The sequence below is a fragment of the Peribacillus muralis genome, from assembly GCF_001439925.1.
GTDB classification, from domain to species: Bacteria; Bacillota; Bacilli; order Bacillales; family DSM-1321; genus Peribacillus; species Peribacillus muralis.
Genome location: NZ_LMBV01000004.1, coordinates 343,074 through 355,769 on the forward strand (window position 1 = coordinate 343,074; position 12,696 = coordinate 355,769).

The 12,696-nt window shown below is 39.7% G+C and carries 12 protein-coding genes; 11 read left to right on the forward strand and 1 reads right to left on the reverse strand.

Annotated elements, in window-relative coordinates:
- Nucleotides 1-13: 13 nt before the first annotated feature.
- From ASU00_RS08115 to ASU00_RS08140, 6 genes are all read left to right on the forward strand, one after another.
- Nucleotides 14-1,639, forward strand: coding sequence for a nitrite/sulfite reductase (locus ASU00_RS08115; RefSeq protein WP_057912933.1), 1,626 nt, complete (start codon nucleotides 14-16; stop codon nucleotides 1,637-1,639).
- A 19-nt stretch (nucleotides 1,640-1,658) separates the two neighbouring features.
- Nucleotides 1,659-1,874 carry a DUF3906 family protein gene (locus ASU00_RS08120; protein ID WP_057912934.1) on the forward strand — a complete coding sequence of 72 codons (216 nt, stop codon included), beginning with the start codon at nucleotides 1,659-1,661 and terminating at the stop codon, nucleotides 1,872-1,874.
- 19 nt (nucleotides 1,875-1,893) lie between these two features.
- A complete protein-coding gene (gene cobA, locus ASU00_RS08125; RefSeq protein ID WP_057912935.1) occupies nucleotides 1,894-2,670 on the forward strand; it encodes a uroporphyrinogen-III C-methyltransferase in 777 nt (258 codons plus the stop codon).
- Nucleotides 2,670-3,428 (forward strand): sirohydrochlorin chelatase, encoded by a 759-nt coding sequence (locus ASU00_RS08130; protein WP_057912936.1) that lies wholly within the window; start codon nucleotides 2,670-2,672, stop codon nucleotides 3,426-3,428. Before cobA ends, ASU00_RS08130 begins: the two co-directional genes overlap by 1 nt.
- Nucleotides 3,409-4,023 carry an NAD(P)-binding protein gene (locus ASU00_RS08135; protein WP_057912937.1) on the forward strand — a complete coding sequence of 205 codons (615 nt, stop codon included), beginning with the start codon at nucleotides 3,409-3,411 and terminating at the stop codon, nucleotides 4,021-4,023. Before ASU00_RS08130 ends, ASU00_RS08135 begins: the two co-directional genes overlap by 20 nt.
- Before the next feature lie 254 nt (nucleotides 4,024-4,277).
- On the forward strand, nucleotides 4,278-5,177 hold the full coding sequence (locus ASU00_RS08140; RefSeq protein ID WP_057912938.1) for a sulfite exporter TauE/SafE family protein: 900 nt from the start codon (nucleotides 4,278-4,280) through the stop codon (nucleotides 5,175-5,177).
- Between the two features lie 155 nt (nucleotides 5,178-5,332).
- Here ASU00_RS08140 and ASU00_RS08145 read toward each other — a convergent pair whose 3' ends face one another.
- A complete protein-coding gene (locus ASU00_RS08145; RefSeq protein ID WP_152983708.1) occupies nucleotides 5,333-5,638 on the reverse strand; it encodes a glycosyltransferase in 306 nt (101 codons plus the stop codon).
- A gap of 356 nt (nucleotides 5,639-5,994) precedes the next feature.
- On the opposite strand from ASU00_RS08145, the gene ASU00_RS08150 reads away from it, so the two are divergent.
- From ASU00_RS08150 to glgD, 5 genes are all read left to right on the forward strand, one after another.
- Entirely contained in the window at nucleotides 5,995-6,513 is a 519-nt protein-coding gene (locus tag ASU00_RS08150; RefSeq protein ID WP_057912940.1) for a mismatch-specific DNA-glycosylase, read from the forward strand.
- A gap of 678 nt (nucleotides 6,514-7,191) precedes the next feature.
- Nucleotides 7,192-8,205 carry a glycoside hydrolase family 15 protein gene (locus tag ASU00_RS08155; RefSeq protein WP_057912941.1) on the forward strand — a complete coding sequence of 338 codons (1,014 nt, stop codon included), beginning with the start codon at nucleotides 7,192-7,194 and terminating at the stop codon, nucleotides 8,203-8,205.
- Between the two features lie 246 nt (nucleotides 8,206-8,451).
- Nucleotides 8,452-10,392, forward strand: coding sequence for a 1,4-alpha-glucan branching protein GlgB (gene glgB / locus ASU00_RS08160; RefSeq protein ID WP_236712654.1), 1,941 nt, complete (start codon nucleotides 8,452-8,454; stop codon nucleotides 10,390-10,392).
- Entirely contained in the window at nucleotides 10,392-11,558 is a 1,167-nt protein-coding gene (locus tag ASU00_RS08165; RefSeq protein WP_057912942.1) for a glucose-1-phosphate adenylyltransferase, read from the forward strand. The genes glgB and ASU00_RS08165 overlap by 1 nt, the downstream gene beginning before the upstream one ends.
- 17 nt (nucleotides 11,559-11,575) lie before the next feature.
- Entirely contained in the window at nucleotides 11,576-12,682 is a 1,107-nt protein-coding gene (gene glgD / locus ASU00_RS08170; RefSeq protein WP_057912943.1) for a glucose-1-phosphate adenylyltransferase subunit GlgD, read from the forward strand.
- Nucleotides 12,683-12,696: the final 14 nt, after the last annotated feature.

Consider the following 12,696-nt stretch of genomic DNA (forward strand, 5'->3'; position numbering starts at 1 on the left):
AGGAGGAAATGTAATGGTTTATGAGAAGTTTTGGTCGGAAAATCCACTAATCGCCAAAAATAAAACGGAAATCTGGAAATTGGAAAAAGACGGACTGAAGATATTCGAAGATATTCCACATTACGCTGCAAATGGCTTTGATTCCATTCCTAAAGAGAATTGGGATATGTTCAAGTGGGCAGGCCTTTACCTGCAACGTCCAAAAGAAGCAGGGTATTGGATGATGCGTGTCGTTATACCTGGAGGAATCCTTACATATGATCAACAAATCGCACTCGCTAACATCGCAAAAGATTACGGTAGGGATGTTTATGACATCACAACCCGTCAAGCCGTTCAATTTCACTGGCTGACCATTGAACAAGTCCCTGATATCTTAAACCGTTTAGAACAGGTTGGAATAACTACGGCTGGAGCTTGTGGCGATATCACACGTAATATCATCGGGAATGCCTTAGCTGGCATCGATCCTGACGAACTTTTTGATACACGTGATGTCCTTAATGATGTATTTGAGTACTTCCGCCTTAACGAAGACTATTCAAACCTTCCAAGGAAATATAAAATGTCCATTAGTGCTAATATTCACAATGCTTCAAATGCTGAAATCAACTGCGTATCTTTCAATCCTGCTACAAAGGAAATAGATGGAGTAACGGAAGTTGGTTTTCATGTAAAGGTAGGAGGTGGACTGTCCTCCGTTCCGATGCTGGCAGAAGAACTTGATGTATTCATTTTACCTGAAAAAACAGTTGAAGTAGCAGCGGCAATCACGACAATATTCCGTGACTTTGGCTACCGTGAAAAGCGTCATCGCTCTCGATTGAAATTCCTTGTCGCTGACTGGGGTCCTGAACAATTCAAGGAAAAATTGCTGGAATACATGGGTCCGCTTCCTGAAAAGGGACAAGCTGCAGTGAAGGGATGGAATGCTGGTTATTTTTACGGCATCCATAAACAAAAGCAGGAGGGACTCAACTATGTTGGAATCAATATTCCAGTCGGCCGTTTAACTCCGGATGAAGTGATGGAGTTTGCCGAACTTGCCAGAAAATATGGAAATGGTGAAATCCGTAACTGTAATTCGCAAAATCTAATCCTACCAAATGTGCCTGATGCTAAACTTGATGAAATAAAACAAGAACCCATTTTTGAGAGATTTCCGTACCAACCAAAGAAATTCATCGGTTATTCCGTTTCTTGTACAGGCATTGAGTATTGTAACCTGGCACTCGTCGAAACAAAAAAACGGATGAGGACCATTTCGGAAAAATTGGACAAGGAAATTGATCTTGATGTCCCAGTAAGGATGCATATGGTAGGTTGCCCTAATAATTGTGGTCAAAGAGCAATTGCCGAAATTGGGCTGCAAGGCATTAAAATGAAAAACCAACAAAAACAAATGGTGGAAGCTTTTGAAATATACGTCGGTGGAACACTGAATGAGGGCGGGAAGTTCAATGAAAAGCTTAAAGGGAAAGTGGAGGCTGAACAGCTCTATCAAGTTCTGAAAGAGCTTATCCTATTTTTCAAAGAAACCAAGCTTCTCTCCGAAACCTTCCTTGATTTTGTAGATAGGGTAGGAAAAAGTGAGGTACAAAGGAAACTTGATGATATATTAACAGAAGTTGCCGTTTAATAGGGGATGCATGAAATCTATGAATTTATACCGTTTTGAAGTCACGATCAAGCAAGAACCAATCCATGTTGTCATTGTCGCCGAATCGGATGAACAGGCGTTTCAGCTTGTTGATATCGAACTGGAAAAGCATTATTTGAAGATGCCTGAAGTGGATGATATCTCTTTATATGAAAAAAGGAAAATTAAAAATGGAGCAGGTTTCGTGTTAACGGATTTTGAAACCATTCTCTAAGGGAGGGCAGGTTGCAAATATGGGAAAAGTCTATCTAGTAGGAGCCGGTCCTGGAGATCCAGATTTAATTACAGTTAAAGGATTAAAATGCATTCAAGAAGCTGATGTCATTTTATATGATCGACTTGTCAATAAAGAGCTATTGAATTATGCAAAACCTGGTGTGGAATTGATCAACGCAGGTAAACTGCCGGATTATCATTTGTTGCAGCAAGAGACAATCAATCGATTTCTAGTTAAATTTGCAAAAAAAGGAAAAGTTGTAACCCGTTTGAAAGGCGGAGATCCATTTGTGTTTGGTAGAGGTGGAGAGGAAGCGGAAGCTCTTGCCAAAAGTGGGGTCAGTTTTGAGATTGTACCAGGAATAACCGCTGGAATCGCTGCTACAGCTTATGCGGGAATTCCCGTTACCCATAGAGATCATGCTTCATCTTTTGCGATCGTTACCGGTCATCGAAAAAAGGATGAAGAGGATGATATCAAGTGGGAGTCGTTAGCAAAAGGAATCGATACATTAGCCATTTATATGGGAGTTAAAAACCTGCCATATATTCAAGGGAAGCTTTTAGAGCATGGGAAAAATCCAGAGACTCCGGTAGCCCTTATTCATTGGGGAACGTTAAAAACTCAAAAAACGGCTGTCAGTACACTGGCTAATGTAATTGAAACAGCACATAACGAACAGATTTCCAACCCGTGCATGATAGTGGTGGGCGATGTGGTCAATTTACGCGAAAAAATCAAGTGGTTTGAAGCAAAACAAACCGATGACTTGTTGGCAAATGAGGCCTATTAATGGAAGCGATTCTATACATATGCCATGGTAGCCGCCTTAAAGAAGCTTCAGCCCAAGCCATTGAGTTTATAAATGTTTGTATGAAGGCACAGCCAAATAAGATTCAGGAGTATTGCTTTTTAGAATTGGAAGCACCTACGATTGAAGACGCATACGAACAATGTGTACAACAAGGTGCGACAAGAATCATCGCCATTCCAGTACTATTGCTAACAGCTGTACATGCTAAACATGATATTCCAGCCATTTTGACCAAAATGAAAAAACGGTACCCAAATGTTGACTTGAATTACGGAAGGCCTATCGGTGTCAGTGATAAAATGGTTGACATTTTAGTGGAACGGTTGGAGGAAACTAATGTAAGGGTTATGGAGAATTCATTGGTGTTATTGGTTGGTAGGGGCAGCAGTGATCCTGATGTCAAACGGGATTTAGGCCAATTAGCTGACTTACTTCGGAACAGGTTACCAAACAGCCAGGTGAAAGAATGTTATCTGACGGCAGCATCACCAAGTTTTACCGAAGCATTGGAAATGGCTGAAGTCTCTCAATCAAACCAAGTTTTTATCATTCCTTACCTATTGTTTACCGGCCTCTTAATGAAGTCCATCCAAAACAGTATAAATAACGTTGAAAATAAGCGGAAGAATAAATTCATTCTTTGCCGATATCTAGGTTATCATCCAAAGATTGGACAAGCAATATCAGAAAGAATTCAAGAAGTGGGGGAGGGAGCTTATGTATCCAATTACGCTTAATATGGAGAACAGGAAGTGTGTCATCATCGGTGGTGGCAAAATCGGTTACTTTAAAGCTGGTCCCTTATTGGAAGCTGGAGCGGAAGTGACGGTCGTCAGCCCTGAGATATGCGAAGGTTTCCAACTGTTGGAAAAGGAAGGTAAGATTTTCGTTTCTTTAAAAGAAGTGGAAGAAGCTGACTATAGAGATGCTTTTTTAATCATCGTTGCTACAAATTCTGAAGAAGTGAACGAACGGGTGTATAAAAATGCCTCACGTAGTCAATTGGTTAACGTAATTAGTAATTATGAGTGGGGTAATTTTCATATACCAGCTACATTGAAAAGAGGCATGCTTTCCATAAGTGTTTCTACTAAAGGAGCAAGTCCGGAGCTGGCCAAAAAAATCCGAAATGACTTAGGGGAAATCTATGATGATTCATATGAAGAATATCTTGAATTTCTTTTGGAAGCGCGGATGATTATTAAAAAAAGTTCATTCTCAAAAGAAGAAAAGTCCAAGTTATTGAAAGATTCAATATCGGATATTTACAAGCATTCCACTAAAGAAAGATATCGTTTTTTAGCGAGGCTGCTACCGGTAGAAGCTGAATGAAATAAAAGTTCTTTTCGTAAAGGGTTGTTTTTAAAACGAAACGATTTTATTGCTTGTGAATGGCAACAACGTTTGCGAAAAAATAAAAAATGCTGATCAGAAAAACTGAAGGCACCTAACCAACATGATGTTCGTTTTGGTTAGGTGCCTCTTTGTATCTGAAATGCATTCCTGTTTGCTTTTTAAAAGGTACCGTAGCCGCCATATTGATACGGTGATACCAAATTCAATCTTGGAATAAAAAGGGGAAGGTCATGAAGAAGTTAATCGTTTTAGCCTTTATCGGGTTGTTAGCTCAATTAATCGATGGTTCACTTGGAATGGGATATGGAGTAAGCTCCACTTCCCTATTGTTGACATTCGGAATCGCCCCTGCTGTTGCATCGGCATCTGTTCACTTATCCGAAGTCGTGACGACGGCTGTGTCAGGCGCTTCACATATAAAGTTTGGGAATGTGGATAAGAATATGGTCTACCGTTTGATCATTCCAGGTTCGGTTGGCGCATTTGTAGGTGCATGTTTCCTGAGCAATCTGCCTGCTGAATTAGCTAAACCGTATATTGCGATATTTTTATTTGGCCTGGGGATATACGTTTTGTTCCGGTTTTTATTTATTTTTAAACCTTCAAATGAAAATGAGACCGTAAAGCCATTAACAGCTAAACAATCGATTCCATTAGGACTTTTTGCAGGTTTTTGTGATGCAACAGGCGGAGGAGGATGGGGTCCGATTGCAACCCCTGTTTTATTGTCCAAAAAAGGCATGACTGCTAGAAAAGCAGTAGGAACTGTTGATACGAGTGAGTTTGCCATTGCATTTTTTGGTAGTCTTGGTTTTATCCTTTCTCTAGGCTGGGAGGCTGTTAATTGGCTTTGGGTCGGAGCGTTGATAATAGGTGGAGTGATTGCCGCACCGATTGCAGCCTGGCTCGTCCGGATGCTGCCTGCTCAATTGATGGGTGTTTTGGTAGGGGGCTTCATTATCTTAATCAATGTACGAACACTTTTATCTTCATGGGTACCGGTTGAAGCCCATATGTATATCTATACAGGCATTGTGGTGATATGGGTTTTGGGAATCCTTCATACATTCAAAAAGATGTCCAAAGCAAAAAAACGTAATCAATTCGAACAACAGCAGCGTGTATCGTAACGATAGAGATATTGTCGAAGGCGTTGTTCAGTCAATCATTGTCATATAGGGTGTAATAGTGACTGCTTCCTCAAGTTTTCATGTGACGTTCTTCTTCAAATTAATCGTTTATTTGCCCATTGGAACGATATAAGATATATGTAGCGGCAGAGCCATTAATTTATGGTCTGCTGCTGTTCAAAGGATAGGAGAGTGCTCGTATATAATTCAATAAGCGGTACTATGTTTTTTTTGCGATCGAATTGCTTTAATACCAATTTCCGCAAGTCCCTTCCTGTTTGAACGCCAATATCTGATCGGAGGAAATTACGTAAATCCCGATGAAGGATAACTTGATTGCACGTCTGTTCTGCAGCGTGATCCCCAAAGTAGCACTCCCAAGCTTGTTGAAAGTTATTCCTATTCACTTCGCCAAAGTATCCGTGATGTCCACAGGCAATGACGGGTCTTTCGCATGCCATCGCTTCAAAAAGCAACCCTGCCTGTACCTACCACTTAGTCTGCAAACCGCATAATAATCTTTAACTTCCGTCTGAGGTGGCTGTTTCTTTTAACCGATTAAGTACCGCTCCTCCGGCTTTGAAAAAGGTTTTTAGAAAAAATATTCAAATCATACATAGGTAAGAAAAGACTTATGTGTGGTTTTTTTCTTGTGCCTGGATAACTCGATACATAAATCTATTATTTGCAATCTCGAGATTGATCAGTTCTGGATTGGACGTTTTGCTCATGAATTTTTGTGGAATGGGTGTAATGGTAGTTATTTATTTGTCGGTTTTGTACAATAATTAAGAGACATGAAAAGGAGGTTTGCTAGATGGAAGGAATAGCTGATCACTTAAAAGTGAATCTCGATATTTTGTTTGTCGGTTTCAATCCAAGCATCCGTTCTGGGGAAACTGGCCATCATTATGCCAACCCAAACAACCGTTTTTGGAAAATCCTCTTTGAGTCAGGTTTGACACCAAGGAAATATCATCCACATGAAGATAATTCCTTGCTCGATTTAGGCTATGGGTTCACCAATATCGTTTCCAGGCCAACAAAAGGTGCTGATGAAATTACTAAGGAAGAATACATAATGGGAAGGAAGCAATTAACTAGCAAAATTGAGACGTATAAGCCTAAAATTGTCTGTTTCGTAGGCAAGGGAGTCTACCAGGAATATCGTCAATCGCGACAGATAACCTGGGGTTTGCAAGAAGACCCGTTATCCGTTGAAACACTGGAATTCGTCGCCCCGTCATCCAGTGGCTTGGTGAGAATGAAGATAGCAGATATCATCGAAATATATAGGGAGCTGCCAATCCTGCTCGACAAGTTGGAAGCACATTAACGGAATTTATAAAAAGAGGAGATTGTTCTGGAATGAGCTGAAAGGAATGGTGACATACCCGGGGTCATTATTCAGGTCACATTTGGATCTCTTCAAGTCGAGTTGCATTGGACTGCGTAAACTGTCGATACATAAGATACTAATATTCGCTGCCATGTATGTACTCGAAGATGCGTTTCTTTTCATCTGTGAATAAAACCAGGCGAAATTAACGGTTAAATGATAAAACCTCAACGGTTGACAAACTCCAATCTTATCGAGTTTGCCAACCGACCAGTAGTGGATAACCATTACTGGTTTTTTATTTTAAGTAAAGGCTCTTTTCATAAAGTTTGCTGTTTTTAAAACGAAATTATTTAAGGGTAATAGGAGAGGGATTGAACACACCGCATTACTTGGTGAATAGCGACAACGTATGTGAAAACAGACATAAAAAAAGACCAGCTTCTAATTCTTACTTTCAATTCGGCTAGGCATTTAACGGTTTTTACTGAACATGGAAAGCTTGATTATCAAAAAAGACCTTGATGACATAAACTAGGGTGAAAGAAATTATGAAAAGTAACTTCAGGTAAAATTGTAAGCGCTTTTAATTTTATTGAAGGAAGCGATGTTTAGAATACGGCAGTTTGTCAACAATGGGAATAAGAAATTAACAATCATGGAGGTGTTCGATAAATGAATATAAATGGTGCCCTAGAGGTTCTTGACCGCATGCGGCTTCCTAATGGTGCGTATACGGCGAGCGTGTCCTCTGATTACAATTATGTTTGGATTAGGGATATCGTTTATACAGTACTGCCTTTTATAAATGACCCATCCAATCGTTATGAGAAGGCATATCACGCTTTATTCGACTTATTTCAAGCCTATGAGTGGAAGATTGATATTCATACTGAACAAAAACCCCAGTATCTATTTGAATATATTCATGCGCGATATTCGACAGAACTGAAGGAGTTGCCCGATGAATGGGGGCATGCTCAAAATGATGCAATCGGTGCTTTTTTATGGGGTGTCGGCGAAGGATACAGGCATGGGAAAAAGGTGATTCGAGATGAACGCGATTTACAAATCATTCAAAAACTGGTTCATTATTTGGAATGCCTGCAATATTGGCAGTCGGAAGATAACGGGATATGGGAAGAAAATATAGAAATCCATGCTTCAAGTATTGGTGCTTGCGTTGCTGGTTTGAATTCAGTCAAGATGCTGGTCAATGTAAAGGAAGAACTGATCAAAAAAGGAGAAGAGGCACTCCGTTTTCTGCTTCCAAGGGAAAGTTATTCGAAAGAAACGGATTTAGCGCTTTTATCCTTAATATATCCTTACCGACTCGTCGATAGAGACATTGCCCTTAAAATATTGAATCATGTTACGGGGCGCCTTGAGCGAAAAAACGGCTGTATACGATATGAGAAAGACCTTTATTATAATGAAGGTCAAGAAGCGGAATGGTGCTTCGGACTTCCATGGCTCGGCTTATGCTATTTGGAACTGGGTATGATGAACAAAGTTAAGGAATATATAAATAAAACGAAAAAGATCATTCCAGAAAACTGGGAAGTCCCAGAGCTGTATATCGGAGGGCGTAATATTCCTAATATAAATACTCCGCTTGCATGGTCAGTTTCTTTATCTTATTTATTCTTAACGAAGACTGAAAAGATTCGCAGTGAACAAGTAACATGAAATATTCATATAACGTAACATAGAGCTCTTCCTAAAAAATGGGAAGAGCTTTTATTGAAATAACATTATTTTTACATTAATTGGTTATTTTTAAGAATTAAATGTTTAAATCTTCAAAAAAACGGGGATTTATTACAATAAATTCTCCTCCATTTGAAGGATTAACATCATTTTCACCGAATATATATAATAATTGGGGAAGGATGGATGAAATGTTATCGAGTTTATTTTGATGGAGGGGTTTTATTGAATACTATTTTGGATCAGCTACAAGAGAATCATCCAAGCGATTTTGATTTATATTTATTTCATGAAGGAACTCTTTATGAAAGCTATAAAATGCTTGGGGCACATATTATCACATCCTTAGGTAAAGAAGGAGTTAGATTCGCCGTTTGGGCCCCCCATGCCAAGCAAGTATCAGTGGTCGGAAATTTTAATGATTGGGACGGCTCCGATCATGTAATGAAGCGGATCGAGGGTTCAGGAATCTGGGTGTTGTTCGTACCAGGACTACAAGAAGGGGAACTATATAAATACGAAATACATACACCTGGAAATAAACGTATCCTTAAAGCCGATCCATATGCCTTTTATTCGGAGGTCAGACCAAAAACGGCCTCAATCGTTAAAAGGCTGGATAATTTTGAATGGCAAGATTCGAAGTGGTTAGCCGATCGGAAAAAAGAAAACATTTACCATAGGCCGCTGTCCATTTATGAAGTGCATCCCGGTACATGGAAACAAAAAGAGGATGGCGAATTTTATTCTTACCGCGAGTTGGCGGATAATTTAGTGGATTATGTAATCGATAATAAATTTACACACATTGAAATCATGGCGATCATGGAACACCCATTCGATAAATCTTGGGGATACCAGGTTACGGGCTATTATTCTGTAACTAGTCGCTACGGTTCTCCGGAAGATTTCAAGTATTTGATCAACCGGTGTCACCAACATGGAATAGGAGTTATTCTTGACTGGGTCCCCGCCCATTTTTGTAAAGATGCTCATGGCCTATCCCGTTTCGATGGCACACCCCTCTATGAACCTATCGATCATAATAGGGCAGATCGTCCGTTATGGGGGACCTATAATTTTGATTTCAGCAAACCGGAAGTTAACAGTTTCCTCATTTCAAATGTAATGTTTTGGATGGATGAATACCATATTGATGGGGTACGTGTCGATGCGGTATCGTCAATGGTGTATTTAAATCATGACAATCCTTTGCCAGTCAAATTGAAAAATCAAAATGGCGGTGAGGAAAATCTAGAAGCGATAGAATTTTTACAAAGACTGAATGAAGCAATTTTCAAGAAATATCCGAATGCTTTAATGATGGCTGAAGAAGCAACCGATCGTCCGCTTATTACTTCTCCCACCGATATAGGAGGGCTAGGTTTTAATTACAAATGGAATATGGGATGGACGAACGATATCCTTCGATATATGAAACTTGAAACGGATGAGCGGCCATACCATCATAGCCTTCTGACATTTTCATTTTACTATGCTTTTTCAGAAAACTTCGTTTTGCCTTTCTCGCATGATGAGGTGGTTCATGGCAAAAAGTCATTATTAAACAAGATGCCAGGTGACTATTGGCAGAAGTTTGCGAACCTGCGTTTATTGCTTGGTTATTTCATGACTCATCCAGGAAAGAAGTTACTGTTTATGGGTGGTGAATTCGGTCAATTCATCGAATGGAAAGATGAGGAACAATTGGATTGGTTACTATTGGAATATGAATCTCATGAAAAACTGTCCAATTATTTTCGAACCCTACAGGCATTTTATAGTGAAACCTCGGCGTTATGGAGACTCGACCATGTCCAGGAGGGATTTGAATGGATAGATCCAAATAATAATAGTCAAAGTATCATTACCTTTATGAGAAAAGGCAAGCGCAAAGGGGATTATTGTATTGTGGTCTGTAATTTTTCTGCACAGACATATGATCAATACAGGATCGGCGTGCCCTCCCAAGGTAAATATATTGAGGTCTTTAGTAGTGATTCCCCAGCTTTCGGAGGATCTGGTCAGGTAAACGAGCAACCTGTTGCCGTTAAAAAAGAACCTTATCATAACCAACCATTCAGTATGGAAATAACTGTACCTCCATTAGGCATTTCAATTTATATGAAGCAAACAAAAAAAAGACGGGGGAGAGTGAACGAATAATGGGAGCGAAAAAATGGATAGCAATGTTATTGGCAGGAGGCCAGGGTTCAAGGTTAGGTGAACTGACCATTGGTTTGGCAAAACCAGCTGTTCCCTTCGGCGGTAAATATAGAATCATCGATTTTCCATTAAGTAACTGCACTCATTCTGGTATTGATACTGTAGGAGTGCTGACCCAATATCAACCATTGATTTTAAATGATTATGTCGGAAACGGGAAAGCATGGGATTTAGACCTGGATGTTGGTGGCGTCTCAGTTCTTCCCCCTTATCAAGGGAAAGAAGGCGGCGAATGGTATAAAGGGACGGCAAATGCCGTTTATCAAAATATCCATTATATTGACAACTATGATCCGGAGCATGTCCTCATTCTCTCTGGCGATCATATTTATAAGATGGATTATAGCAAGATGCTGGATTATCATGTCGAGAAGAATGCAGAGGCAACGATTGCCGTCATTCAAGTTCCTTGGCAAGAAGCAAGCCGCTTTGGGATCATGAATACCAATGAAGAAGATAAGATCACCCAATTCGATGAAAAACCAAAGTTTCCAAAGAGCAATCTCGCTTCCATGGGGGTTTATCTTTTCAATTGGAAGAAACTAAGGCAATATTTGATAAATGATGAAAAAGATGCAGATTCTTCTAATGACTTTGGCTCAAACATCATTCCCAAGATGCTTGAAGACAGAAAAAAGTTATATGCCTACCGATTCAATGATTATTGGAAAGATGTGGGAACTGTGGAAAGTCTTTGGCAGGCACATATGGATTTACTGGAGGAGAAACCAAAGTTCCAGTTGGATAATCAGGATTGGAAAATATTTGCACGTAATGCAAATCACCCACCGCAATATATCTCAGCAAACGCGGAGGTCAGTCAATCTCTTATCAATGAAGGCTGCATGATACACGGTAACATTGAACATTCTGTCTTATCCTACAATGTTCATGTCGGCTATGGTTCCACCATCAAAGATTCAGTCATCATGCCTAATGTTACGATTGGTGAAAACGTCCATATAGAAAGAAGCATCATAGCCAGCAATTGTGTTATAGAAGATGGTGCAGTCGTGGGCAATTCAGCGGTTACATCCGATATTACCTTAATTGGCGAAAATCAGACCATTTTGAATCCAAACAAAAAGAAGATAACTCTTAACTAGAAAAAGGGGAAGATGCTATGGAAAATGTGTTGGGTATTATTAACTTGATCAATGAAAAACAACATTTAAAAGAGCTGACCGCTCATCGTAATGTAGCATCTGTGCCATTTGGCGGACGCTACCGTTTGATTGATTTCACGATGTCGAACTTCATTAACGCTGATGTATCAAAAGTAGCCGTTTTTCCGAAAGAAAAATATCTTTCGGTCATGGATCACCTTGGTTCAGGTAAGGAATGGAACTTGGATCGACGTTCAGGGGGACTATTCATCCTTCCACCCATCCATCCGGATGAAACCGTAACAGGCGATATGAAGCAATTTCATGATCACCTTAGCTTTTTCGAGCGGGCAGCGGCGGATACTGTGATCATTTCCCCTGGATGTCATGTGTGCAAATTGGACTTCAATGAAGTGCTTGCATATCATAAAAAACATAAAGCAGATATTACCGTCGTGTATAAGGATTATGTAGGCGAATTGATAGAAAAACCGATCTATCACACCTGCTCGGTCGATTCTGATGAAGATATCACGGACATTAGCTTTTATACCATTCCAAGACCTGGAGACCATGTTTGTTTAGAAACCTTCGTTATAAGTAAGTCTCTATTGGTTAACTTGATTAAAAGCTGTGTAGCGAGTGGCGAATATGACTTTTTGAAAGATGCCGTGAAAGCCAATCTTCATCGTTTTACAGTCAAAGGATACAATTTTACTGGCGATATGCCATTCATCCATTCAATTGAAAGTTTCCATTCCAGCAATATGAACTTTCTCAATCCATCCGTTATCCGTTCCTTTTTCGGAGATACATGGGATGTTTACACAAAGATTAAGCATGAAGCACCTACAAAATATTCAGGATCTTCAAAGGTTACCAATTCTTTGATAGCAAACGGCTGTGTTATTGAAGGAACAGTCGAAAACAGTATACTCTTCCGAGGGGTAAAGGTGAAAAAGGGTGCAATCATTAGGAATAGCATCATCATGCAAAAAGGTGAGATTGAAGAAGGCGCTATCGTCGACAATACGATAACCGATAAAGAAGTGAAAATAACGAGTGAAAAAACGGTTATTGGGTTGAAACAGCCGACTGTAATAAAAAAAGCGGATATCATTTAATAGAGGAGGTGCGG

Coding starts and splice junctions, on each gene's coding strand:
- ASU00_RS08155 (WP_057912941.1), top strand. CDS start 7,192: ATGAATATAAATGGTGCCCTAGAGGTTCTTGACCGCATGCGGCTTCCT.
- ASU00_RS08135 (WP_057912937.1), top strand. CDS start 3,409: ATGTATCCAATTACGCTTAATATGGAGAACAGGAAGTGTGTCATCATC.
- ASU00_RS08145 (WP_152983708.1), bottom strand. CDS start 5,638: ATGGCATGCGAAAGACCCGTCATTGCCTGTGGACATCACGGATACTTT.
- ASU00_RS08150 (WP_057912940.1), top strand. CDS start 5,995: ATGGAAGGAATAGCTGATCACTTAAAAGTGAATCTCGATATTTTGTTT.
- ASU00_RS08120 (WP_057912934.1), top strand. CDS start 1,659: ATGAATTTATACCGTTTTGAAGTCACGATCAAGCAAGAACCAATCCAT.
- ASU00_RS08115 (WP_057912933.1), top strand. CDS start 14: ATGGTTTATGAGAAGTTTTGGTCGGAAAATCCACTAATCGCCAAAAAT.
- ASU00_RS08140 (WP_057912938.1), top strand. CDS start 4,278: ATGAAGAAGTTAATCGTTTTAGCCTTTATCGGGTTGTTAGCTCAATTA.
- glgD (WP_057912943.1), top strand. CDS start 11,576: ATGGAAAATGTGTTGGGTATTATTAACTTGATCAATGAAAAACAACAT.
- ASU00_RS08130 (WP_057912936.1), top strand. CDS start 2,670: ATGGAAGCGATTCTATACATATGCCATGGTAGCCGCCTTAAAGAAGCT.
- cobA (WP_057912935.1), top strand. CDS start 1,894: ATGGGAAAAGTCTATCTAGTAGGAGCCGGTCCTGGAGATCCAGATTTA.
- ASU00_RS08165 (WP_057912942.1), top strand. CDS start 10,392: ATGGGAGCGAAAAAATGGATAGCAATGTTATTGGCAGGAGGCCAGGGT.